21 protein-coding genes are annotated in these 24,481 nt (G+C 67.7%); 8 read left to right on the top strand and 13 right to left on the bottom strand.

Going from position 1 to position 24,481, the window contains the following annotated elements; genetic code table 11:
- From D7316_RS26690 to ctaD, 5 genes are all read right to left on the bottom strand, one after another.
- Entirely contained in the window at window positions 1–465 is a 465-nt protein-coding gene (locus D7316_RS26690; RefSeq protein ID WP_124710944.1) for a cupin domain-containing protein, read from the bottom strand.
- Window positions 462–1,223, bottom strand: coding sequence for a peptidyl-tRNA hydrolase (locus D7316_RS26685; RefSeq protein WP_232017099.1), 762 nt, complete (start codon window positions 1,221–1,223; stop codon window positions 462–464). Before D7316_RS26685 ends, D7316_RS26690 begins: the two co-directional genes overlap by 4 nt.
- Before the next feature lie 6 nt (window positions 1,224–1,229).
- Window positions 1,230–1,625: a VOC family protein gene (locus tag D7316_RS26680; RefSeq protein WP_124710943.1), complete on the bottom strand. Its 396-nt coding sequence runs from the start codon at window positions 1,623–1,625 to the stop codon at window positions 1,230–1,232.
- A 114-nt stretch (window positions 1,626–1,739) separates the two neighbouring features.
- Window positions 1,740–2,969 (bottom strand): phosphoserine phosphatase SerB, encoded by a 1,230-nt coding sequence (gene serB, locus D7316_RS26675; protein WP_124710942.1) that lies wholly within the window; start codon window positions 2,967–2,969, stop codon window positions 1,740–1,742.
- 22 nt (window positions 2,970–2,991) lie between these two features.
- Window positions 2,992–4,773: an aa3-type cytochrome oxidase subunit I gene (ctaD, locus tag D7316_RS26670; protein WP_124710941.1), complete on the bottom strand. Its 1,782-nt coding sequence runs from the start codon at window positions 4,771–4,773 to the stop codon at window positions 2,992–2,994.
- A gap of 333 nt (window positions 4,774–5,106) precedes the next feature.
- On the opposite strand from ctaD, the gene D7316_RS26665 reads away from it, so the two are divergent.
- The 5 genes from D7316_RS26665 (at window position 5,107) to D7316_RS26645 (ending at window position 11,358) form a co-directional block, all read left to right on the top strand.
- Window positions 5,107–6,066, top strand: coding sequence for an ABC transporter substrate-binding protein (locus D7316_RS26665; protein ID WP_124710940.1), 960 nt, complete (start codon window positions 5,107–5,109; stop codon window positions 6,064–6,066).
- Entirely contained in the window at window positions 6,053–6,811 is a 759-nt protein-coding gene (locus tag D7316_RS26660; RefSeq protein WP_124710939.1) for an isocitrate lyase/PEP mutase family protein, read from the top strand. Before D7316_RS26665 ends, D7316_RS26660 begins: the two co-directional genes overlap by 14 nt.
- A gap of 103 nt (window positions 6,812–6,914) precedes the next feature.
- Window positions 6,915–7,406, top strand: a complete 492-nt coding sequence (locus D7316_RS26655) for a beta-class carbonic anhydrase (protein WP_124710938.1) — start codon at window positions 6,915–6,917, stop codon at window positions 7,404–7,406.
- Between the two features lie 230 nt (window positions 7,407–7,636).
- Window positions 7,637–10,585: a DEAD/DEAH box helicase gene (locus tag D7316_RS26650; protein ID WP_124710937.1), complete on the top strand. Its 2,949-nt coding sequence runs from the start codon at window positions 7,637–7,639 to the stop codon at window positions 10,583–10,585.
- Window positions 10,582–11,358, top strand: coding sequence for a hypothetical protein (locus D7316_RS26645; protein WP_124710936.1), 777 nt, complete (start codon window positions 10,582–10,584; stop codon window positions 11,356–11,358). Before D7316_RS26650 ends, D7316_RS26645 begins: the two co-directional genes overlap by 4 nt.
- On the opposite strand, the gene nrdF is transcribed toward D7316_RS26645, so the two are convergent.
- The 5 genes from nrdF to D7316_RS26620 all read right to left on the bottom strand — a co-directional run bounded on the left by nrdF (window position 11,355) and on the right by D7316_RS26620 (window position 16,628).
- Window positions 11,355–12,359: a class 1b ribonucleoside-diphosphate reductase subunit beta gene (gene nrdF / locus D7316_RS26640; RefSeq protein ID WP_124710935.1), complete on the bottom strand. Its 1,005-nt coding sequence runs from the start codon at window positions 12,357–12,359 to the stop codon at window positions 11,355–11,357. The genes D7316_RS26645 and nrdF overlap by 4 nt on opposite strands.
- A gap of 61 nt (window positions 12,360–12,420) precedes the next feature.
- On the bottom strand, window positions 12,421–14,616 hold the full coding sequence (gene nrdE / locus D7316_RS26635) for a class 1b ribonucleoside-diphosphate reductase subunit alpha (protein WP_124710934.1): 2,196 nt from the start codon (window positions 14,614–14,616) through the stop codon (window positions 12,421–12,423).
- Window positions 14,617–14,673: 57 nt separating this feature from the next.
- Window positions 14,674–15,144 (bottom strand): class Ib ribonucleoside-diphosphate reductase assembly flavoprotein NrdI, encoded by a 471-nt coding sequence (gene nrdI / locus D7316_RS26630; protein ID WP_124710933.1) that lies wholly within the window; start codon window positions 15,142–15,144, stop codon window positions 14,674–14,676.
- Between the two features lie 90 nt (window positions 15,145–15,234).
- Entirely contained in the window at window positions 15,235–15,468 is a 234-nt protein-coding gene (gene nrdH, locus D7316_RS26625) for a glutaredoxin-like protein NrdH (protein WP_124710932.1), read from the bottom strand.
- A 590-nt stretch (window positions 15,469–16,058) separates the two neighbouring features.
- Window positions 16,059–16,628 carry an NAD(P)H-dependent oxidoreductase gene (locus D7316_RS26620; RefSeq protein ID WP_124710931.1) on the bottom strand — a complete coding sequence of 190 codons (570 nt, stop codon included), beginning with the start codon at window positions 16,626–16,628 and terminating at the stop codon, window positions 16,059–16,061.
- Window positions 16,629–16,720: 92 nt separating this feature from the next.
- Between D7316_RS26620 and D7316_RS26615 the strand changes: the two genes are divergently transcribed.
- Window positions 16,721–17,350, top strand: coding sequence for a TetR/AcrR family transcriptional regulator (locus tag D7316_RS26615; protein WP_124710930.1), 630 nt, complete (start codon window positions 16,721–16,723; stop codon window positions 17,348–17,350).
- A gap of 132 nt (window positions 17,351–17,482) precedes the next feature.
- Complete coding sequence (hpxO, locus tag D7316_RS26610) at window positions 17,483–18,643, top strand: FAD-dependent urate hydroxylase HpxO (protein WP_124710929.1); 1,161 nt, start codon at window positions 17,483–17,485, stop codon at window positions 18,641–18,643.
- Between the two features lie 26 nt (window positions 18,644–18,669).
- Here the strand turns inward: hpxO and eccB are convergent, their stop codons facing one another.
- A complete protein-coding gene (gene eccB, locus D7316_RS26605; protein WP_124710928.1) occupies window positions 18,670–20,163 on the bottom strand; it encodes a type VII secretion protein EccB in 1,494 nt (497 codons plus the stop codon).
- Window positions 20,164–20,328: 165 nt separating this feature from the next.
- Here eccB and eccE point away from each other — a divergent pair, with 165 nt between their 5' ends.
- Window positions 20,329–22,071 (top strand): type VII secretion protein EccE, encoded by a 1,743-nt coding sequence (gene eccE / locus D7316_RS26600; protein ID WP_232017098.1) that lies wholly within the window; start codon window positions 20,329–20,331, stop codon window positions 22,069–22,071.
- Window positions 22,072–22,086: 15 nt separating this feature from the next.
- On the opposite strand, the gene manA is transcribed toward eccE, so the two are convergent.
- Window positions 22,087–23,337 (bottom strand): mannose-6-phosphate isomerase, class I, encoded by a 1,251-nt coding sequence (gene manA, locus D7316_RS26595; protein WP_124710926.1) that lies wholly within the window; start codon window positions 23,335–23,337, stop codon window positions 22,087–22,089.
- Between the two features lie 4 nt (window positions 23,338–23,341).
- Complete coding sequence (locus tag D7316_RS26590) at window positions 23,342–24,478, bottom strand: hypothetical protein (protein WP_124710925.1); 1,137 nt, start codon at window positions 24,476–24,478, stop codon at window positions 23,342–23,344.
- Between the last annotated feature and the right edge of the window lie 3 nt (window positions 24,479–24,481).

Here is a 24,481-nt window from a genome sequence, read left to right as displayed (position 1 = left end):
TCAGCCGGCGTCGGGAGCGAGGGCGAAGTCGGCGAAATCGAAGCCGGGCAGGACGAGACAGCTGACCAGGGACGCCTCGCCCCCGATGGGCCGGGCCCGTTGCCAGGTGCCGGGTGGTACGACGGCCTGCGGCTGGTGACCGTCGGACACATCCGGGCCGACGACGATGCCGGTCGTCGCGCCCGGCTCCATCCCGTCGCCACCGAGTTCGAGGAGCACCGGCGACCCGCGGTGATGGAGCCACAACTCGGCACCCCGGACCGTATGCCACGCGGATCGCTCGTCGGGCAGCAACAGGAAGTAGATGGCGGTCCCGGCCACCCGGTCCCCCGGATAGCCCTGCGGCAGAACATCGGCCGGGATCGTGACCGCGCTGCGCCACGTCTCCCGATACCACCCGCCTTCCGGGTGCGGCGTGAGGCCGAGCCCTCGCGCCCAGTCGGGCAGATCCGCAGCTGTCCTCATCCGTCGATCACCTCCGCGATCACCGTGACCGATCCCGGTGCGATCTCGGTGAACCCGGCGTCACGGACCGCTACCGCCCGGCCCCCCGACTCGGCGCCGAGCAACTCCGCCCACCGCTCCGAGGTCGCCTCGCGGACCACCAACGGGCAACCCGCATCGCGCCAGTCTCTGGCCTGACGCACACTCAGCAGTTTCACTGCGAGCATCGCACCGTGACCGACCTGCGCGGCCGCCTTGCCGACCGTCATCTCCAGCACGGGATTGATCCAGAGGCACACCCCGGCGCTCGGCGGTGTGGCCGACAGTTCGCCGTCGACCTCGGTCCCGCCGATCTGCAGGCGGGCGATCCGCTTGTCGACGTCACCGACCCGCCCGGGCACGATCGCCCGCGCCTCGCCGCTGCCCTCGGTGACGGTCAGACCCCAGACCTCTTGCGCTGCGGCCCATTGCGCACCACGAGCGCGACGAGCGATCTTGCGGATCCGTGCGTCGCACCAGGTGTCCATGGGCGCCGACCACGGTCCCGCGCCACCCGACCGGTCGTCGAGACAGAGCATCGCCACCGATCGTGCGGCCGCGGTCAGCAGGTCGGTCCGATCAGGCGGTCGCGTCTTCTCGATCCGTACGACCATCTGCATCGCCAGCACGTCACCCGGCTCCGGCGGGTCGTCGCCACCACCCACGTATCCGACGAGACGGTGATACGCGTCGTCGAACGGGTCCTCGTCCTCGGACAGCTCAGCGACGATCTCCGCCACGGTGCGTCACCCCCAGTTCTCGGCTTTCGTCAGACAGAACGGATGTCCTGACGGGTCCAGCAGCACCCGCCAGGTGTCGCCCGGCTGGTCGTCGGGGACGGTGGCACCGAGCGCGACGCAGCGTGTCGCCGCGTCGTCGAGGTCGGCGACCGCGAGATCGAAGTGGAACTGTTTGGACCCGTTCGGGTTCGGCCACGCCGGCGGCCGGTAGTCGGGCACCGAGCCGAAGCCGAGTGCCGGTCCCTCACCCTTGAGCATCGCGTAGCCGTCGCCCGACGCGGTGATCTCCCAGCCCAGTACGGCCGACCAGAACTCCGCGGATGCCGTCGCGTCCGCACAATCCAGGGTGACCATGGCCAGTGCGCCGATCTTCTCGGCGGCGATATCTCCGGTGGCAGTCATGCCGTTGTCCTCTCGCTCGATGATCCGACCCCTCGATCATCCGCTGATCGCCGGTCCCGGTATTGAAGGAACACGACAACCGAGTAGGTGAGCGACGAGGTCCGGATCGATCGGTCAGCCCAGCGGGACGCGCCGGAACACACCGTCGGCGGCGTCGGCCGCCTCGATCTCGTCACGCGTCACCCCGAGGATGAAGAGCACCGCGTCGAGGAACGGATGACTCAACGCGGCATCGGCGACCTCACGCAGCGCCGGCTTCGCATTGAACGCGATCCCGAGCCCCGCGACGCTGAGCATGTCGATGTCGTTCGCACCGTCGCCCACCGCGATGGTCTGCTCCATCGGCACGCCCACCTGATCGGCGAACACCCGTAGCGCACTGGCCTTTCCGGCGCGGTCGACGATCTCGCCGACGACCCGTCCGGTCAGCTTGCCGTTCACGATCTCGAGAGTGTTCGCGCGAACGAAGTCGAGTTCCAGCTCGTGCGCCAGTCCGTCGATCACCTGGCGGAATCCGCCGGATACGACCCCGCAGTGATAACCGAGACGGTGCAGGGTGCGGATGGTCGTCCGCGCCCCGGGGGTCAGTTGCAGCGACGTCGCGACATCGTCGATCACCGCGGCGTCGAGGCCCGCGAGCACCGCGACCCGGCGATGCAACGATTCGGCGAAGTCCAGCTCACCGCGCATCGCGGCCTCGGTCACCGCGGCGACCTCGGCCTCCTTGCCCGCCCTGGCGGCAAGCATCTCGATGACCTCGCCCTGGATGAGGGTCGAATCGACATCGAAGACGATGAGGCGTTTGGCGCGCCGGGCGAGTCCACCGCGTTCGACGGCGATGTCCACTCCGTGCGCGGCGGCCACGGCGGCCAGGCCCTTGCGCAGGGCCGCGTCGGCAGCGACGTCGTCGCGCCCCACACTGACCATGAGTTCGAGGCCGGTGAGCGGATAGTCGGCGATGCCGCGGATGGAGTCGATGTTGCCGCTCTGACTGGCGAGCTCGGCCGCGAGCGCCCGGAACGCCCGTGCGGTGACCGGACTCCCGAGCACCACCACCGCGTGACTCGACGGTCGGCGTCCGGCACTGGCCGCACCGACCTCGACGATGACGTCGATGCCGATGGACGCCATCGCCTGTTCGACGACCTCCTGCAGATCCTCGGGGTCACCGGTCGCCGAGACCAGCACACCCAGGGTGAGCCGACCGCGGATGACGACCTGCTCGACGTCGAGGAGGCTGACCTCGCGGCCTGCCAGCGCGCCCATGAGCACGGAGGTCACACCGGGCTTGTCCGGTCCGGTGACGGTGATCAGAACTGTGGTGTCGCGCGATTCTTTCGCCACGTGTTCGGGTTCGCGGCGGGCGTCAGCGGGGATCCGCGTCTCCGGATGCCTCGTGGCTGCCGGTCGTCAACGGCTCCCGACGCGCGTCCTCGGCGGACTTGCTCTCGTGACCGTGACCCGGACCCACATGCGCTTCGGCTCGCATCCGATCGATCATGTGCGGATAGTGCAGCTCGAACGCCGGGCGCTCCGACCGGATGCGGGGCAGCTCGGTGAAGTTGTGCCGCGGCGGCGGGCAGCTGGTGGCCCACTCGAGTGAGTTGCCGAAGCCCCACGGATCGTCGACGGTGACGACCTCGCCGTAGCGGTAGCTACGGAAGACGTTCCACAGGAACGGCAACGTCGACAGGCCCAGGATGAAGGCACCGACGGTCGAGATGACGTTCAGCGTGGTGAAGCCGTCCGACGGCAGGTAGTCGGCGTAGCGACGCGGCATGCCCTCGTTGCCCAGCCAGTGCTGCACCAGGAACGTGGTGTGGAAGCCGATGAAGGTCAGCCAGAAGTGGATCTTGCCGAGCCGCTCGTCGAGCATGCGTCCGGTCATCTTCGGGAACCAGAAGTAGATGCCCGCATAGGTGGCGAACACGATGGTGCCGAAGAGGACGTAGTGGAAGTGGGCGACGACGAAGTAGCTGTCGGACAGGTGGAAGTCCAGCGGCGGGCTGGCCAGCAGCACACCGGTCAGGCCACCGAACAGGAACGTCACGATGAAGCCCACGGAGAACAGCATGGGTGTCTCGAACGTCATGTTGCCGCGCCACATCGTGCCTATCCAGTTGAAGAACTTCACACCGGTGGGCACTGCGATCAGGAACGTCATGAAGGAGAAGAACGGCAACAGCACGGCACCGGTGACATACATGTGGTGCGCCCACACGGCGACCGACAGCGCGGCAATGGCCATCGTGGCGTAGATGAGGCCGGAGTAGCCGAAGATCGGCTTACGGGCGAACACCGGGAACACCTCGGACACGATGCCGAAGAACGGCAGAGCGATGACGTAGACCTCGGGGTGACCGAAGAACCAGAACAGGTGCTGCCACAGGATCACACCGCCGTTGGCGGGATCGTAGAGGTGGGCGCCGAATTGACGGTCGACCTCCAGTCCGAGCAGCGCCGCGGTGAGCAGCGGGAAGACCAGCAGGATCAGCACGCTGGTGACCAGGATGTTCCAGGTGAAGATCGGCATCCGGAACATGGTCATGCCGGGCGCACGCAGACAGACGACGGTGGTCACCATGTTGACCGCACCGAGGATGGTGCCCAGACCACCCACACCGAGGCCCATGATCCAGAGGTCGGCGCCGACGCCCGGGGAGTGGATCGCGTCGGTCAGCGGGGTGTACGCGGTCCAGCCGAAGTCGGCGGCGCCACCGGGGGTGAGGAAGCCGGCCAGCGCGATCGAGGCGCCGAACAGGAACAGCCAGAAACCGAAGGCGTTGAGGCGCGGGAACGCGACGTCGGGCGAACCGATCTGCAGTGGCAGCACGAAGTTGGCGAAGCCGATCACGATCGGTGTCGCGTAGAACAGCAGCATCACGGTGCCGTGCATGGTGAACAGCTGGTTGAACTGCTCGGTCGACAGGAACTGCATGCCCGGGTGGGCGAGCTCGCCACGCATCAGCAGCGCCATCAGGCCACCGATGAGGAAGAAGCCGAAGCAGGCGGTGATGTACATCATGCCGATCAGCTTGTGATCGGTGGTGGTGATCAGCTTGTAGATGAACGAACCCTTGGGCTGATAGCGCTCCGGGAAGGGACGCACTGGAGCCACTTGCGTGGTGGGCTGGTCGACCGCGGTCACAGATCCTCCTCGTTGCGCGACCAACAGGGCCGGTCACCTGCCGTTTCCCCGCGGTCGCCACATGAACAAAACGAGCGCTGAGTACTGATCCTAAACCCTCACAAGGGCAGTGGCCGAGTGGGTCCTACGATCCGTCGTATTTCCGTGTCGGAGCCCGGGAAAGGCACTGTTCACACCCCGTCCCGACGACGACTCGCGGGCCGCGGGACGGGGCCGGCACGACAGCCCGGGTGACGTCCCGCAACCGCGGGCGTCCGACCGTCCGCCCGGTGCTAGCGTGATCGCGTGCATCGCAGCGGCGAAACCCCGGTTCCACCTCGGCGCAGGCTTCGGATGGCCGCGGCCGTCTCGTCGCTCCTGATGATCACCGTCGTCTCCGCGTGCAGCGACGACGCGCCGCTGACCACGCCCGACGGCAGCCCCGTCTCCACGGTGACGACGCGGGTCGCCGAGGTCAACATCGTCAACGCGGACCGGGATCTGACCCGCACCTGCCTCACCCCGACCGCGCCCGACGCCGGCGTCACCGACGTCAACCGCATCGTCGTCACCGATCCATCGTTGCTCGACGCGGTCTGCGCGCTGGGGATCGGGCCGAAGGTGGTCGCGGTCGCGGCCACAACACCGGTGCCCGCCTATCTCGGACCCCAACTCTCGTCGGTACCGGCGATCGGGGCCAGGCCCGACGCCGCGGCCGTCGCGACGGCCGCCCCCGACATCGTCCTCACGACCCCGCAGACCGCGGCGACCGCGGCTGCGTTCGGGGATGCGCAGATGGTCACGATCGAACCGGGCGAGAACTGGCAGGAACGCTTCCAGTCCGTCGCCGACGCACTGGGCCGGTCGTCGAGCGGAGAGCGACTCCTCGACGAGTACCGTGCCGAGACGGTCAAGACCGGCAGGCGGATGGATGCCCAGCACAGTCAGGTCTCGCTGGTCCGGTTCACCGGGGACTCCGAGATGATCGCCGGCACCGACACCTTCGCGGGGCAGATCCTCGCCGAGATCGGCGTGCAGCGACCCGAGGCACAGCGGTCGCCGCAGTCGTTCACCGTCACGGACAAGAACTTCACCGACGCCGACGCCGACCTCATCTACGTCAGCTTCCAGGGCGACCGCGGGCAGGCGCATGGCGAGGAAGTCCTGCTGAGCGACCGATGGCTCGACATGGGCGCACCGACGTGGAAGCGCGTCCTCGCGGTCGACGACGACCTCTGGTACGGCTCTTCCGGTCTCGCTGCCGCGTGGCTGGTCCTCAACGACGTCAAGGAGTCCCTCGATGGCAACTCGTGACCTGGCCGCACAGGCCCGCGCCCTGCTCGATCTGCACCGGCCCGGTGATCCGGGTGTGTTCCCGACCGTGTGGGACGCCTGGTCGGCGAATCTCGCGGTCGCAGGCGGCTTCGCCGCGCTGACGGTGGGAAGTCATCCGGTCGCGGACTCGATCGGGCGCGCCGACAACGAAGGCATGACCTTCGACGAGCTCCTCACCCGGGTCCGTCAGATCAGCGACGCCGTCGAGGTCCCGCTGTCGGTCGACATCGAATCGGGCTACGGCGAGACACCCGAGCGCCTGATCGAAGGACTGCTCGAGGTCGGAGCGGTCGGCCTGAACATCGAGGACACCGTGCACTCCGAGGGCGGTCGTCTCCGCGAGGCGACCGAACACGCCGAACTGGTCGGAGCCCTGCGTGCCGCCGCCGATGCCGCGGACGTCCCGGTGGTCATCAACGCCCGCACCGACCTGTTCCTGAAGCAGGTCGGCGACGAGGCCGACCGGGTCGATCGCGCCATCGAGCGTCTGCGGTTGTGCGCGGATGCCGGCGCACGGTCGCTGTACCCGGTCGGCTTCCACTCCGACGACGTCCAACGTCGACTGGCCGCCGAACTGCCGCTCCCGGTGAACGCCATCGGCAACCCGGCCGATGGATCCCGCGCGCACCTCGCCGGGTTGGGGGTGGGCCGGATCAGCTTCGGACCGCTGTGGCAGATGGCCATCGCCGGGCGGGCGACCGAGTTGCTCGCCGACTGGCACTGAGGTTCGACGTCCCGGCCCATGCGCGGGTCCGGCGGCCGCCCGACTAAGGGTCACCGTGCGCACAACCCTGGCGTCGCCGCCGGAAACCCATAAGGCTGGGCGCATGAGTGTCACCGACCAGTACCTCGCCAACAACGTCGCATACGCCGCGGACTTCACCGGCCCGCTCCCCTTGCCGCCGAGCAAGCATGTCGCGGTGGTCGCCTGCATGGACGCCCGGCTCGATGTCTACCGCATCCTCGGCCTGAACGACGGCGAGGCGCACGTCATCCGCAATGCCGGCGGCGTCGTCACCGATGACGAGATCCGCTCCCTCGCGATCAGCCAGCGACTGCTGGGCACCACCGAGATCATCCTGATCCACCACACCGACTGCGGCATGCTCACGTTCACCGACGACGATTTCAAGCGCGACATCCAGACCGAGACCGGCCAGAAGCCGGAGTGGGCCGCCGAGGCGTTCGGAGATCTCGACGAGGACGTGCGGCAGTCGATCACCCGGATCAAGAACAGCCCGTTCATCACGAAGACCAGTTCGCTGCGCGGGTTCGTCTTCGACGTCGCCACCGGCAGGCTGAACGAGGTCTCGGCCTGATCGTCGGTCGGCGGGCGGGGAAACGCACCGACGCGCACCCACACTGATTATTACCGTTGGGGTTGCGGTAGGGGCGTGATCTCCAAGCTCCCGCCGATTACGCGGATCTCCTCGAGCGGCCCATCGTCGGTGCCTTGGCCACGGTCAGTCCGGACGGTTCGGCAAGCGATACGGCGTCGCCGACACGCAGCCGCCGTCGGACGCCGACGATAGGGTGGTCATGATCCTCGATGCCACTCGATTCACGACGAAATAGGTCGACCGACACCGACTCGACGACCGCCGCGACCACACGCACCCTGCCGCTGCACGCACTCTGGCGGCCGGGCGTCGGTCTGGCTCTGTGGTGGGCCCATCCGGATGCCGGACCGGACGACCTACCGCGCGAGATCGCCGATCAACTGTCGAGTCGTCGCTCGCGGCGCGAGGCCGCGATCATCGGCGAGACGGGGCATCGCGACTTCGTCCGCACGATCACGCTCGGCGCCGCGTCCACCGTCGGCTTCCTGGATCTGACCCGACCGCACCCGGTCAGCGGTGAGATCACCTGGTATCGATACCTCCTCGACGGGGTCCGCCGGCACGTCGGGGCCGGTGCGGTGGCGCCGGGAGTCGCCGAGATCGGCGGCGAGCCGTTGTTTCGCTGGCAGGCGGTGCCGACGACGTCGTGGCGCAGTTGGATGGCCGTCGTCTCCACCACCGCCCCGTCGGTCGTCGCGGACAACGGCGGCTCCGAGGCGACCGCCGATCTGATCGCCGAACTCGTCGATCACGAGTGCCGTGGACGCATCGCGGCCGGCGGACCGATCGACACCCACGACCACCCCGCGGGATGGCTCGTCCACGCACTCGGTCCCGACGTTGCCGACCTCGCCGAGAAGCGGACCCGGCTGCGGTCCTCCGCCGGCGCCTGGATGCAGTGGAACTCCACTGCACCACAGGATGATTCGATGGTCGTGTTGAGACTTCACGAACCCGACGAGGAGCCCGAGGACGCCTGGCGACCGCACGCGGACGCCGACTCCGCGCGGTGGCGCCTCGAGGTGTGTCGCCGGGTCTCCGACGGCCGGATCGTGCCCGTGGTCCCGCACCGCCTCGACACCCACGAACTCGATCGTGTCACCAGCGGCCTCGCCACGGCGGTGCGGGCGTTCCCCGAACTGTCGCAGGCCGAACCCGATCGGCACACCCTGGATTTCCTGCTGACGACACCGACCGTGGAACGTCTCTTCGCGGCCGGGGCGTCTGCACTGACCGATGCCGGCTGCCCGGTCCTGCTGCCCCGCACCATCGCCGAGGTCCGTCCCACCCTCGGTCTTCGCGCACGGCCGGTGGCGACCAGCACCGGTCGTGCCGCCCAGATCGGGGCGGCGGAGGTCGGCGAGTTCGAGTGGCGACTCGCGCTCGGCGACGATCCCGCGGCCTCGACCCTCTCCGATGCCGACCTGGCGGATCTGGCGCGCCGGCAGGGCGATCTGGTCCGGGTGCGCGGGGTGTGGATGCGTGCGGAGGGTGCCGCCCTCACCCGGGCCGCCGCTTTCGTCGTCGCCCAACGGGCACAGGCGGCGTCCGATCATCCGGCCGACCTCGGCGAACTGTTCAACCTGGTCGTGGACACCGTGCCGGTCCCGGTCACGTCGATCGACGGACTCGCGTGGCTCGACGACATCGCCGCGGGCGGCGCGCTGCGGCCGACACCGATCACTCCCCCGCCGTCGCTGCACGCCGAGTTGCGCCCGTACCAGCAGCGGGGACTCGACTGGCTGGCGTACCTGTCCGCGAACCGGATCGGCGGAGTCCTCGCCGACGACATGGGCCTGGGCAAGACGTTGCAGGTCATCGCTCTGCTCTGTCACGAGAAGCCGGACTCCACGGCACCGGGGACCGGGCCGACGCTCGTCGTGTGCCCGATGTCGGTCGTCGGCAACTGGGAGCGGGAGATCGCGCGTTTCGCACCTCACCTTCGTGTCGTCGTGCACCATGGGGTCGCCCGGGCGGGTGGTGCGACCTTCGCCGCCCTTCACGCGGATGCCGACGTCGTCCTGACGACCTTTGCGACGGCGACCCGCGACCGGCGGCTCCTCGGCGGGCACCCGTGGCGACGAATCGTCGTCGACGAGGCACAGCACGTGAAGAACGTCGCCACCAAGGCCGCCAAAGCGCTGCGGGCGCTACCGGCCGACCACCGCATCGCACTCACCGGCACCCCCGTGGAGAACCGGCTCGAGGACCTGCGCGCGGTGATCGACCTGGTCAATCCGGGACTGCTCGGTTCCGCGTCGCGTTTCCGCGCCCGATTCGCGGAGCCCATCGAACGCGACCGCGACGCCGCGGCGATCCGGCGACTGGGCGCTCTCACCCGTCCGTTCATCCTGCGACGCGAGAAGACCGACCCGTCGATCATCACCGACCTGCCTGAGAAGACGGACATCACCGTCCGCGCCAACCTCACCGTCGAGCAGGCGGCGCTCTATCGCGCCGTCATCGACGAGCTCATGGACGCGTTGCGCAGCAAGCAGCAGCGCACGATCCGACGACGCAACATCCTCGCGGCACTCACCCGCCTCAAGCAGGTCTGCAACCATCCCGCCCACTATCTCGGTGACGGGTCGGGGCTGTTGCGCCGCGACCGCCACCGGTCGGGCAAGGTCGAACTCCTCGTCGACATCCTGACGACCGCGGCCGCCGAGGGCGACCGCGCGCTGATCTTCACCCAGTTCGCCGCGTTCGGTGAACTGCTCTCCGACTGGCTCGAACCGTATCTCGGCGAGCCCATCCCGGTGCTGCACGGCGGCCGCACACGCACCGACCGCGATCAGATGGTCGACCGATTCCAGGGCGGCGACGGCCCGCCCGCGATGATCGCGACCCTGAAGGCGGGCGGCACCGGCCTCAACCTCACCGCCGCCAACCACGTCGTCCACGTCGACCGATGGTGGAATCCCGCGGTAGAGGACCAGGCCACCGACCGCGCCTATCGGATCGGCCAACAGCAACGGGTCCAGGTGCATCGTTTCCTCTGTGTCGGCACGCTCGAGGAGCGGATCGACGAGATGATCTCGGCCAAACGAGAGTTGTCGCGACTGACGGTCAGCGCCGGCGAGAACTGGCTCTCCGACCTCGGCGACGACGAACTGTTCGACCTGTTCCGTCTGCGCGACGAGGCGGTCAGCGAGTGAGCCCCCGCGGATCGGGTGGGCGCAGCGGTGCGCGGACGACCACCCGCGGCTACGGCCTGAGCAGGTGGGGGCGGGCGTTCGTCGACGTCGTCGAGGGTGTCACCACCGGCGAACCGGATCATCGACGGATCACGCAGGCCCGCAGATATTTTCGCGACCACCACGCCGAGCGGCTGCGCATCTCCGAAGCTCGGATCACCGCGTCGGTGCGCGGCAGTCAACTCGATCCGTTCGAGGTCATCCTGACGATGCGCGCCGTCGACACCGCCACCGTCGTGTCCCTGTTGCGGGACCGGGAGGCGACCGGTGACCTGATGGCACTCACCCGCGGAGACCAGCCGGAGACACTCGGCACGTTGCTGCTGCCGACCGAGTCCGCCGACATCGCCGCTGACTGCACGTGTCCCGACGAGTCGCCACGCTGCATCCATGTGCTGTGCGTCGCCTACGAGGTCGCAGCCGAGATCGACCGGCACGCAACAACTCTCCTGACCGTGATGGGGACCGATCCGGCCGCGCTCCTCGCCGCCGCGACCCATTCGCCCGCGCCGGCCCGTGCCGCCACGGAGGAGTCGTCACGACCCGCGGGCGTCGACTTCTACGGCACCAACGCCGTGCTGCCGCCGCTGCCGTCCCCACCCCGACTGAACCCGATCATGGATCTCGATCCCGACGCCCTGCGGAAGGCCCTCCGTGCAACCGGGGTCGCGCCCGCCGACATCGGCGAGGCGCTCGACCTGTTGGACGAGCTGTACGAGCGGCTGCGGGACTAGAAGTCCCAGTCCTCGTCCTCGGTGTTGACGGCCTTGCCGATGACGTAGCTGCTACCCGATCCGGAGAAGAAGTCGTGGTTCTCGTCGGCGTTCGGAGACAACGCGGACAGGATGGCCGGGTTCACGTCGGTTTCGTCGCGGGGGAACATGGCCTCGTAGCCGAGGTTCATCAGCGCCTTGTTCGCGTTGTACCGCAGGAACTTCTTGACATCCTCGGTGAGCCCGACCTCGTCGTACAGCGCCTCGGTGTAGTCGGATTCGTTGTCGTAGAGCTCGAACAGCAACTCGAACGTGTAATCCTTGAGCTCCTGACGGCGCTCGGCGGTCTGCACCTCGAGGCCACGCTGGTACTTGTAGCCGATGTAGTAGCCGTGCACCGCCTCGTCACGGATGATCAGTCGGATGAGGTCCGCGGTGTTGGTGAGCTTGGCCCGGCTCGACCAGTACATCGGCAGGTAGAAGCCGGAATAGAAGAGGAACGACTCCAGCAGCGTCGAGGCGACCTTGCGTTTGAGCGGGTCGTCGCCACGGTAGTAGTCCATGACGATCTGCGCCTTGCGCTGCAGCTGCTCGTTCTCCTCCGACCAGCGGAACGCCTCGTCGATCTCCTTGGTGGAGCACAACGTCGAGAAGATGGAGCTGTAGCTCTTGGCGTGCACCGACTCCATGAACGCGATGTTGGTGAGCACCGCCTCCTCGTGCGGGGTGGTCGCATCGGGGATCAGCGAGACCGCACCGACCGTGCCCTGGATGGTGTCGAGCAACGTCAGACCGGTGAAGACGCGCATGGTCAGCTGCTTCTCGTACTCGGTCAACGTGTTCCACGACGGGATGTCGTTGGACACCGGCACCTTCTCCGGCAGCCAGAAGTTGCCGGTGAGCCGATCCCACACCTCGGCGTCCTTCTCGTCGGGGACGCGGTTCCAGTTGATCGCGGAGACCCGGCTCACCAGTTTGATGGGGGCGCCGTCTGCCGGGCTGTGGCTTGCGGTGGACGTCATTGGTCTTTCCTTGCTCGCTCGCTGATGTGACTGGCTTTGGGTGCGGAGAACCGAATGCTGCTCAGAGCATGCACGAGACGCAGTTCTCCACCTCGGTGCCCTCGAGCGCCATCTGACGCAGGCGGATGTAGTAGAGCGTCTTGATGCCCTTGCGCCAGGCGTAGATCTGCGCTCGATTGACCTCACGGGTGGTGGCGGTGTCCTTGAAGAACAGGGTCAGACTCAATCCCTGATCCACGTGCTGCGTCGCCGCGGCGTAGGTGTCGATGATCTTCTCGTACCCGATCTCGTACGCGTCCTGGTAGTACTCCAGGTTCTCGTTCGTCATGTACGGGGCCGGGTAATAGACGCGGCCGATCTTGCCTTCCTTGCGGATCTCGACCTTCGCGGCCACCGGGTGGATGGAACTCGTCGAATGGTTGATGTAGCTGATCGACCCGGTCGGCGGGACGGCCTGCAGGTTCTGGTTGTAGATGCCGTCACGCTGCACCGACGCCTTCAGCTCACGCCAGTCGTCCTGGTTGGGGACGTGAATCCCGGCCTCGCCGAACAGGTCGCGCACCTTCTGCGTCTCCGGCTCCCACGCCTTCTCGGTGTACTTGTCGAAGAACTCGCCGCTCGCGTACTGCGACCGCTCGAAACCGGCGAACGGCAGGCCACGCTCGCGCGCGATCCGGTTCGACGCCCGCAACGCGTGGTAGAGCACGGTGTAGAAGTAGATGTTGGTGAAGTCGACGCCTTCCTCGCTGCCGTAGAAGATCCGCTCGCGGGCGAGGTAGCCGTGCAGGTTCATCTGGCCCAAGCCGATGGCATGGGATTCGTTGTTGCCCTTCTCGATCGACGGCACCGACGTGATCGAGGTCTGATCGCTGACCGCGGTGAGCCCGCGAATCGCCGTCTCGATGGTGTGCCCGAAATCGGGCGAGTCCATCGCCTTGGCGATGTTGAGCGAACCGAGGTTGCAGGAGATGTCCTTGCCGATGTGGGAGTAGGACAGGTCGTCGTTGAACTCGGACGCCGTCGACACCTGCAGGATCTCCGAGCACAGGTTGGAGTGGGTGATCTTGCCGTCGATCGGGTTGGCGCGGTTCACCGTGTCCTCGAACATGATGTACGGGTAGCCGGACTCGAACTGCAACTCCGCGAGGGTCTGGAAGAACTCGCGCGCCTTGATCTTGGTCTTGCGAATCCGCTTGTCCTCCACCATCTCGTGATACTTGTCGGTCACGTTGATGTCGGCGAACGGCACCCCGTAGACGCGCTCGACGTCGTACGGGCTGAACAGGTACATGTCGTCGTTGTCCTTGGCGAGCTGGAAGGTGATGTCGGGGATCACCACGCCCAGGGACAGCGTCTTGATGCGGATCTTCTCGTCGGCGTTCTCGCGCTTGGTGTCGAGGAAGCGGTAGATGTCCGGGTGGTGCGCGTGCAGGTAGACAGCGCCCGCGCCCTGACGGGCACCGAGCTGATTGGCGTAGGAGAACGAGTCCTCGAGCAGCTTCATGATCGGGATGACACCCGAGCTCTGGTTCTCGATCTTCTTGATCGGCGCGCCGTGCTCACGGATGTTGGACAGCAGCAACGCGACTCCGCCGCCGCGCTTGGACAGCTGCAACGCCGAGTTGATCGACCGCCCGATCGATTCCATGTTGTCCTCGATGCGCAAGAGGAAGCAGCTCACCGGCTCACCGCGCTGCTTCTTGCCCGAGTTCAGGAAGGTCGGGGTGGCCGGCTGGAACCGACCCTCGATGATCTCGTCGACGAGGTTGCGGGCGAGCGCCGTGTCACCGTCGGCGAGCGTGAGCGCGACCATGCACACGCGATCCTCGAAGCGCTCCAGGAACCGCTTGCCGTCGAAGGTCTTGAGCGTGTAGCTCGTGTAGTACTTGAACGCACCGAGGAACGTCGGGAACCGGAACTTGCGCGAATATGCATGCCCGAACAGCAGTTTCACGAACTCGCGGTCGTACTTCGCGAGCACCTCGGGCTCGTAGTAGTTCTCCTCGACGAGGTAGTCGAGCTTCTCGTCGAGGTCGTGGAAGAACACCGTGTTCTGGTTGACGTGCTGCAGGAAGTACTGATTGGCGGCCTCGCGATCCTTCTCGAACTGGATCTTGCCGTCGGCGTCGTACAGATTGAGCATCGCATTGAGCGCGTGGTAGTCGAGTTCGCCGGGTTCGTGTCCCGACGGGCCTGCGTGGACACCGGACTTGCTGGCCGAGGCGGTGTCCGAGACGGGTGCTGCGGTTGGCGACACGAAAGACTCCTGGCGATAGATGTTCTTGTGAAAAAGGTACGGGGAGGGTCGGACAGTTCAGGCGCGGGCGGCGCTGAGCTCGACCCGCGTGGGTTCGAGGAACGCGTCGGTCTGCGCGAACTCGGTGAGGCCCGAACGGACGCAATCGACGTCGTCCGTGGTGCCCATCAGTTCGAACCGGTAGAGGTACGGCACGGAACACTTGCGCGAGACGATGTCGCCGGCGTAGCAGAATTCCTCACCGAAGTTCGTGTTGCCGGCGGCGATCACGCCGCGGATCAGCGCTCGATTGTGTGTGTTGTTGAGGAACTTGATGACCTGCTTCGGCACGTAGCCGGCACGGTCCCCCGTCGCCTTGCCGCCACCGTAGGTGGGCAGTACCAGCACGAAGGGCTCGTCGACCGTGAACAGGGTCGGATCGCCGAGAACCGGGATGCGCTCGGCGCGCATGCCCAGCTTCTCGACGAATCGGTGGGTGTTCTCCGAAACAGAGGAGAAGTAGACGATCAACGGCGCGTCTGCAGCCATCGCGTCTCTCCCGTCTGTGCGTTCTCCGAATGACATGACCCGGTGATGGCCGATCCGGCTTCCCCGTCGGATCGCGGCACGGTGGGTCGGTCAGGCGGCAGTGGCCGCGAGTGCCTTGATGCGATCGGGGCGGAAACCCGACCAGTGCTCGTCACCGACGACGACCACGGGCGCCTGCAGATAACCCAGGGCCATCACATAGTCGCGCGCCTCGTCATCCTGGCTGATGTCGACGACGTCGTAGGCCAGCCCCTGCTTGTCGAGCGCCTTGTAGGTCGCGTTGCACTGGACGCAGGCGGGCTTGGTGTAGACGGTGATGGCCATCAAAGTTCTCCTCGCTGGATCTGACTGTCTGCCGGGTCAGGCTGGTCTGCTGCTCGCGTGTGCGGGTCGCGGATGGTCTGGCGATCGGTTGCCCACGTCCGAGTCATGTCGTCTTGTCGTTGTCCACTGCTGTCGCGCCGGTACCGGCCGCTGAGGCCGCCACCGTTCGCTCCCGAAGGGGCGAACCCGTCACCTCCGGCGCCGGGCGAGAGGCGGACTGAAACACTGCCCTACTCGTTCAACGCTCTGTGGTGACTGACACTTTCCCAACGTGAAGATGGTGACTCAGATCACCGTCTCCGTGGCGCTTTCCGCATAATCACATCGATGTGCGTTACCCGCCCTGTTGTGTTCAAAACACTACACCTAGTGCCTGACATTTGGCATCACCACAAGAACTTGTGAATAACATTCGTGAAAGTCGCAGGTCGTGGCCATGCGCGATCGTGAAGTCGGGCGTGTCCGGCGTGTCGTCCACATGTTGTCCCAGGGCTCTCCACAACATGTCCACCGGCAGTCCACAGGGCAGACGAAAAAACGCGCCGCCGCGGGCGATGAAGCCCGCGACGGCGCGTCGAACCGCGGTCGGATCACGCGGCCACGGAGACCTCGTCGACGAGTCGGTTGACGGCCGCGACAACCTGGCCGACGACGTCGGGATCGGCGACGCCGTCGTCGCCCAGGGTCGAGGTCTGGATGCCGACCTCGACGTCCTCGATCACCCGTCCGCCGGCGATGCCGACAGACTTGCGGGTGTCCTCACGCGACCAGGTGCCCGCGTACCGGCCGAGCGATGCGCCGATGACGCCGACGGGCTTCTGGGTGACTGCACCCGCGCCGTAGGGCCGCGACAGCCAGTCGATGGCGTTCTTCAGGACCGCCGGGATCGTTCCGTTGTACTCAGGTGTGACGAGCAACACCGCGTCGGCCGCGCCGACTGTCTCGCGCAGCACTCCGACACCGGCGGGAAGGGTGGCCCCGGCCTCGATCGACGGGTCGTGATCCTCGCTGTAGAACGGCAGGTCTCCGAGTCCCTCGACGATTCGGACACTGGCCCCCGCGGGCGCGTTCTCCGCCGCGACCTGCGCCAACTGGCGATTGATCGACCCCTTGCGCAGGCTACCCACCAGCGCCACGATCTCCACGTTTCGTTCTGTCACGATGCTCCTTCGGCGATAATCAACAAGTCGACGCAATCAACCGGACTACAGTCCGATTAATTCCGGGATAGGTCAAGCGTTACGCTCATCACGTGCCGACCGGTCCCGATGGGAGTCTCATCCCCCTCCGCCTCACCGATGGTGCGGACTCCGAGCGCGCCGACGCCGCACGCAATCGCCGACTGTTGCTCGCCGCCGCCAAGGATCTCATCGACAATCACGGCGCGTCCGCGGTCACCATGGACGCCGTCGCGCGGGAGGCCGGCGTCGGCAAGGGCACCGTCTTCCGGCGCTTCGGCAGCCGGACCGGCCTGATGCTGGCCCTGCTCGACCACTCCGAGACCGAGATCCAGCGGGACTATCTGTCCGGTCCCCCGCCACTCGGACCGGGCGCACCGCCGCTCCAACGTCTCCTCGCCTACGGCCGCGCGCGGCTCAAGATGACCAACGACCATCTCGATGTGCTGATCGAGGCCGGCGGCGCCGACGGCGACTTCATGACCCATCCGGTGTGGGCGGCATCCAATCGCCACGTACAGATCCTGTTGCAGCAGCTCGGTTTCGGCGACCGGGTCGATGTCGTCGCGATCGCGGTGCACGCCCCGCTCAATGCCGGCGCGGTGAAACATCTGCGTGATGTCATCGGGCTCGACCTCGAGACCATCATCACCGAGTGGGAGAAGATGGTGCAGACCCTCGCGGCAGGCGTCGACGCGACCTGACGCGGACCCGACGTCCTCGGCGACACCCCGGCAGGACCGACCGGCGACATCTTCGCCGCGCGGTCGGGCGTCATCGGAATTAGCCTTGATGAACTGTCGGGGGATGACGAGATCGAGGGAGAAGGACACCAGGTGAAGGCTGTCATCATCGGCGCCGGGATGGGCGGACTCAGCGCCGCCATCGCGCTCAAGCAGATCGGCCTCGATGTCGAGGTCTACGAACAGGTCACGGAGAACAAGCCGGTCGGAGCGGCCATCTCGGTGTGGTCCAACGGGGTCAAATGCCTCAACCACCTCGGCCTGGAACAGGAGACCGCGGATCTCGGCGGCATCGTCGACACGATGTCGTATGTCGACGGGCTCACCGGTGACACGATGTGCCGGTTCAGCATGCAGCCCCTCATCGACGAAGTCGGGCAGCGCCCGTACCCCGTGGCGCGCGCCGAACTCCAGCTGATGCTGATGAACGCCTATGGGATCGACGACATCCACTTCGGCAAGAAGATGGTCGCCGTCACCGACGGTGAGGACGCCGCGACAGTCGAATTCGCCGATGGCACCACGGATTCCGCGGATCTGGTGATCGGCGCCGACGGCGCCAAGTCACTGACGCGCGAGTACGTCCTCGGGCATGAGGTCGAGCGACGGTATGCGGGATACGTCAACTTCAACGGCCTCGTCGAGGTCGACGACGCGATCGGTCCGGCCTCGGAGTGGACGACCTACGTCGGCGAGGGCAAGCGGGTGTCGGCGATGCCGATCGCCGGCAACCGCTTCTACTTCTTCTTCGACGTCCCGATGCCCGAAGGCCAATCGTATGAACGCGGAACGGCCCGCGAGGTCCTCACCGAGCACTTCGCGGGGTGGGCACCCGGCGTCCAACGACTCATCGAGAAGCTGGATCCGTCGACCACCAATCGCGTCGAGATCCTCGACCTCGATCCGTTCCACACCTGGGTCAAGGGTCGGGTGGCGGTGCTCGGGGACGCCGCGCACAACACCACCCCGGACATCGGCCAGGGCGGCTGTTCGGCGATGGAAGACGCGGTGGCCCTGCAGTTCGCGTTCACCGAGCACCCCAACGACGTGCACGCGGCTCTCGGCGCCTACGAGAAGGCACGCACCGAACGAGCGGGCGATCTGGTCCTTCGCGCCCGCAAACGCTGCGACGTGACCCATGCAAAAGACCCGGAGGCCACCGCCGCCTGGTACGAAGAACTCCGCTCCGAGGACGGTACCCGGATCATCCGCGGCATCGTGTCGAACATCGTGGGCGGTCCGCTGACGTCCTGAGGTTCCCCGGGGGGAGGCGAGCCGCCTCAGTTCTCCGGCGGGGAGATCACGCGGCCGTCGTCATCGGACGCGATCCCGTCATGGGACACCAGTGCCGCGGTCCGAGACAACGTCGGTCCGGGCGTGAGCAGCGAGATCACCGACCAGGGCGCCTTCACCGGGCTGTCCCCCAGGCCCAGCACCTGGCCGGTGCCTGCGTCCGCGACCCCGAATCGGACGCCGAGATCACTGACGTAGTACCGGGATTCGGCGCGAATACTATCCGGCTCCGAACCCGTCACCTGGATGTACTCGCCGGTCCCCGGACGCAGGTAGACCTGATCGACACCGGGCCCGGACCCATCGGCGGAGGTCACCCGGACCGGCTCGGCACCGTCACCGAGCGGCAGCGACCGTCCGACCAGGAACCGGGTCGTCGCAGCCGGGTCGTCCGCCCCGCGCGACCACGCCTGACACAGCGTGCCTGCCGTCCCGACATCCACGAGATTCGGTGCACGGCGCGGGAATTCGCCGACCGGCAGGGGTGTCGACGTCGGGTTCGCCGCAACCTCCCCCGGCGCGACGGTCGGCACCGGCGCGGTGCCGTCGCGGTCGGCGAGCCGGAGGATCTCCGCGGTCGCCTCGCTGATCTGCTGCACACCGTCGCGGAGCACGACGTAATAGCTTGTCTGGTCGTTGATCCCGACGGATTTGACCACCGACCCGACCAGGACGCCGTCCCCGGCGAGCGCACCCGGCCGCCCCACGCCGTCGATCTGGCCGACGGTGAGTCGGTCGACCTCGGGGAAGGTGTTGAGCAGGCCTGCGCTGATCTCCCGCGGGGTGGCCCCTTCCAGCCGCAGCGCCCGCATCACCGGCACACTGTCGGTGTCCACCTCGGCGCGAACCGCGACCGGCGCGCCGTCGCGTTCGACGGTGTAGACGAGAAAGGTCTTCCCGCCGTTGGTCACCAACACCCCGTCGTCGGCGCCGGCCACCCCGATGGCGTCGCCGAGCCGGGGCCGGTCCCCGATCACCGACAACGCGATGGTCTCGCCGGACACGTCCGGAGACACCGTGGCGCTGTCGCAGACGGTCCAGTCCGACCCCCCGCCATGTGCGGATGACGGCAGGGCCGCGGGGGCGCCGGGAATCCCCAACAGCGGCCCACGCGGGTAGGACGTCAGTTTGCCGTCGCTCACCGACTTCGGTGACTCACTGCTGCCCGTGATGAGCCGCGCCGACGCGAGATTCAGTACCGGGTGCAGGGTTCCGTCGACCAGGACATAGTTCCCGCCACCGTTCTTGCTCACCACGATCTTCGCGTCACCGACGGACCCCTGCGGCCGTACCAGACCCCACACCCCGCAGCCGCCGAGCACCAGCAGGCCGAGCACGGTGCCGACCAGCAGAGCCTGCAGCTGCGACCGCATGGGGTCGTGCAGCATCCGCACATCGCGGCGGACGAGCGCGTGCTCGAGTCGGCGCAGCAGGAAGCGATAGCCGTTCACCTGCGCCTTGGTCGTGAGCTGCCGAGCCATCGTCCCCCTTCCGACTGCATGGCAGAGCCGGTCGACTCGCCGGAGTCGGTGGATCGGGTGAGCACCGACGATTCGCCGCGTAGTAGCGTAACCGATACATTTTCCGCGGGTGTCGCGCCGGTCACCCGCAGGACGGGGGGATTCATGGCGATGCGAGGTGCTCCCGTGCTGTCGGGGACCCGCCCGACGCCCACACCACCGCCCGTGCCCCCGGCGGGCGCCCCCGACCGCGGGCGGCGCCGTGGCATCACCCTCCACACGCTGGTGTTGACCGAGGTCGTGCTCGCGATCGGTCTCATCGGGTGGGCGGCCAGCGGCAGCCGACTCGGCTGGATCGCACTGGTCGTCGCGGCGGTGGCGTCGCTCGCCCTCGTACCGTGGCGAGGTCGGCCGTCCGCTATCGGCGCCGCCTTGCGCCGCCTCGGGTTCGTGTGGGCCCGCGCACGCCGCCGGTCCGCTGATCTCGCCCCGACACCCTTCGACATCCCCACCGGCCCAGCGCAACCCGGCCAGTCACCGATACGGACGTCGGCGACCGGTGGCGACACCATCGGTGCCCGCTGGGTCGGTGACACCCTGATCACCGTGCTACGGGTGGCCCCTGCCGCGCCTGCGGTGACCTACCTGACCCCGGGCAGCGCGGCCGTCACCGACCCCGCGGGCCAGGTCGTCCCGCTCGGAGCACTGGCCGAGTGCATCAATCCGTTCGACATCCCGTTGGCCTCAATCGAGGTGATCAGCCACGGCGTCCGCAGTTGGGGCGGCGGGCCCCTCGCCCAGACGTATCACCGCACGCTCGGTCCGCTCCCCGCCACTGCACATCGTTCGGTCCTGGTGGTGCTGCGGCTGAATCCGCTCGACTGCGCGGACGCGGTCGCGCGGCGCGGTGGTGGTGCCGTCGGCGCGCTGCGCACCGCCACCATCACCACGCGTCGGGTCGCCAAACGCCTGTCCGAGAGCGGCCTGCGCGTCGCCGTTCTCAACGGCCCGGAGATCACCGCGCTCACCGATCAGCTCACCGAGGGCTCACCCCTCGACGACATGACCGAGGACTGGGACTCGATCACGTCGGGACAGCTGCGCTTCCGCAGCGCGGGCATCGAACCCGGCGCGATCGCGTCGGTTCTCACCACGGCCTGGGTGAACACCGCGCTGTCCACCACCGCGACGATCCGCCTGCGCCACGACGCCGACGGCGTCCTCGAGGTCCGCGGCATGATCCGACATGCCGAGTTGCCGTCGGCCGGACGGACGGCGGACCCGCTGCCCGAGGGCCTCACCGCCGTGGACGGACACCAGTTCGACGCCTTGGCGGCCGGCCTGCCGATCGCACTCGCGGGACGCCTCGACCGGCGGTTGGGCGCGGTGCGCGGTCCGGAGGCGCAGCGGCTGCTCGACGAGTTACGGCTGCCGGCCAGTGGTTGCGGACAGTTGGTCGGCGCCGATCACGTCGGGCGTGCGGTCGCGGTGCCGCTGCTCGGTCCGGACGTGCGTGCGGTCGCCATCTCGGCCGGTCCGCAGATGGTGGCCCAGGTGATCCTGCGCGCCGTCGCCATCGGCGCATCGGTGACCATCCACACCGTTCGACCCGACCAGTGGCACCAGCTCATCGAGAAGGTCGGTGATCCGCGTCGGCTGGCGCTGAGTTCGGACCGGGCCCAGGCGCCGTCCGGCCATCGGGTGGTGGTCTTCGACGGACTGACCGGCCCGCCTGCCGAACCGCACACGACCCACATCACCGTGCTCGCGCCCGGTGACCCACGCGTGTCCGAGCTCGTACCCGACGCATCGGTCATCGTGCGACAGAATCCTCGTGCACCCCAAGATATCTCGGTGACCACGGCGACCGAGCGGGTGGCCGTGACGATGGTCGCCACTCCGGATGAGTGGACGTTCATCGGGCGCTGAAGTGGTCGTCTCGGCTCAGGAGCCGGTACCCACCGGCACCCTCGCCCGGAAGAAGACCGCGCGCGACGACGCGGCATGGACCACGACATCGGGTTCGGCGTCGCCGATCCAGACGGCCTGCCCCGCGGGCACTGTGGTCACCACTCCGCCCATCGAGCGCACCTCGACGGACCCGCTCAACACGGCCAGGATCTGCGGCCCCGGCATGTCGAAACAGATCGACGACGCGTACACCAGCCCGGTGCCGTCGAGTTCGACGCGGGACAGTCGGAATTCCGGTGCAGGCGTGAGATAGACACGCTCGGCCCCGACCATGCGGATCGGCGGGGTGATGTCCTCCACGGCCGCCGGCGTGAAGTCGAGCACGCGGAGCAACTCCGGGACGTCGATGTGTTTGGGGGTGAGTCCGCCGCGCAGCACGTTGTCGGAGTTGGCCATGATCTCCACCCCGGTGCCGTGCAGGTACGCGTGCAGGTTGCCTGCCGGCAGGTACAGGCCGTCGCCCGGCTCGAGATGAATCCGGTTGAGCAACAACGATGCCAGGACACCGGGATCCCGCGGATAGACCTCGCCGAGTTCGAGCACGGTGCGCAGTTCGGCGGCGAAGCGCGACGACCCGGCGCCGAGCAGATCGACCGCACCGCCGAGCACCGCGGGCACCAGGGTCGCGATGGACGCGTCGGGCAGCGTCAGCCACGTCGTGAAGAGCGCGCGCAGGCCCTCTGAATCGGGCTGTCCGGCAAGCATTCCGAGGTACGGATCGAGTTCGCTCACCTGCAGATCGCGCAGCAGCTCGACCGTGGTCTGCGGATCACGGAAGCCCGCCAAGGCCTCGAAGTCGGTGATCGCCACGATCAGTTCGGGTTTGTGCCACGGATCGCGATAGTTGCGGTCGGCCGCGTCGAACGGCAACCCCTGGGCGTTCTCGCGATCGAATCCCTCGCGGGCCTGCTCGGAACTCGGATGCGCCTGCAGCGACAGCGGTTCCTCCGCCGCGAGTACCTTCATCAGGAACGGCAGCCGGCCGTCGAAGGCCTCGACGGTGTGCTCCCCGAGCATTCCGACCCGGTCGGCGTCGATGGCGGAGAGCAGATCGGTGTCCGGCACGCCGTCGGTCGGCAGACAGATCGCCGGGCCCGCCGGATGCGCACCGAACCACAACTCGGCCTCCGGGTGCGGCGACGGCACCGCCTTGCCACGCAACGACGCGATCGCGGTCCGCGATCCCCACGCATAGGGGCGCACCACCCCCTCCAGAGTTCTCATCACCTCAGGTCCTGGTCCTGATCAGCCGGAGATACACCGCGGCCATCTCGATGCGCAGGATCAACGACATGAGCGACTGGAGGTCGTTCGGGGAGTCACCGGACAGGTCCTCACGCGTGTGCGTCCCCGGTGGCGCGATACGCCCGTCGGGATCTCCCGCATCGCCGGTGGCCGCGCCGGTCAGCACGTCGAGGTCCCCGAGACCGTCGAAGCGCCGACGGACATACCATTCGCGGGTCGGGGTGGTCGCCAGGAAGATCCGTGGCGGGTCCTCCGGGGCCGGACCGTCGATCTCCGGGTCGTAGAAAATCGCGTCCGACGGCGTCGACCCGGTGCGCGCAGACCACTCGCCGACCATCCGGACGACGTCGCCGATCTCGGCGACCGCGCTGATCTCCCCGGCGACCGCCACCAGCGACCGGGCCGCCTGTCCGGCGATCACCGTGGTACCCACGGTGTCACCCACCCAGACCGCCGCGCGACCGTCGAGTCGAGCCGCGAGCAGCTTGGCGCGGTTGTGGAAGCTCTCGTTGCCGGGATGATTGGCGACCGCTTCCTCGTCGAGGGCGTCGGCCAGGTCGCCGACCTCCGGTACGTTTCCGGTCAGTCTGACCTGCGCGAGCGAGACGAAGACCGCGAGCAACGCCGCGACGAATCCCGGAAACCGGAACCGCGGATCCACCCGGACCCGCGGGGACAGGTCGATGCCGCTGCCGCCCAGCGCATCTCGCAGCGGGCCTTCGATCGGTGCGGCGACCACCACCTCCGCCCGACGCCGCAGTGAACGCGCCGCGGCATCCGCGAGTGCCATGTCACCCGCGTCGTCGCCGGCGAGCACCACGACGTCGAGGGGCCCGATCCATCCGGGCAGGGCGGGTGCGAAGACGATCGGGACGTCGATTCGCGAGCTGATCGCCGCGATCACGAGTTGCGCGGCCGACATCGCCGAACCGGTCGACCCGCACACGATCACGACGCTGCGTGGCCGCAGTTGGGTCAACGGCTCGAGGACACCCTCGCGCTGGGCCTCGGCGATGGAGCGCACCTGTGCGCCGGCGAGCGCGACGGACGGCAGGAGACCGTCCACGTCGGCCGCGATCAGTTCCTCGACATCATCGAGATCGGGGGCACCGGTGCGCATGAC

Origin of the sequence: Gordonia insulae, from assembly GCF_003855095.1 — a bacterium.
Classification (GTDB): Bacteria; Actinomycetota; Actinomycetes; order Mycobacteriales; family Mycobacteriaceae; genus Gordonia; species Gordonia insulae.
This window is presented reverse-complemented; position numbering and strand designations above follow the sequence as displayed.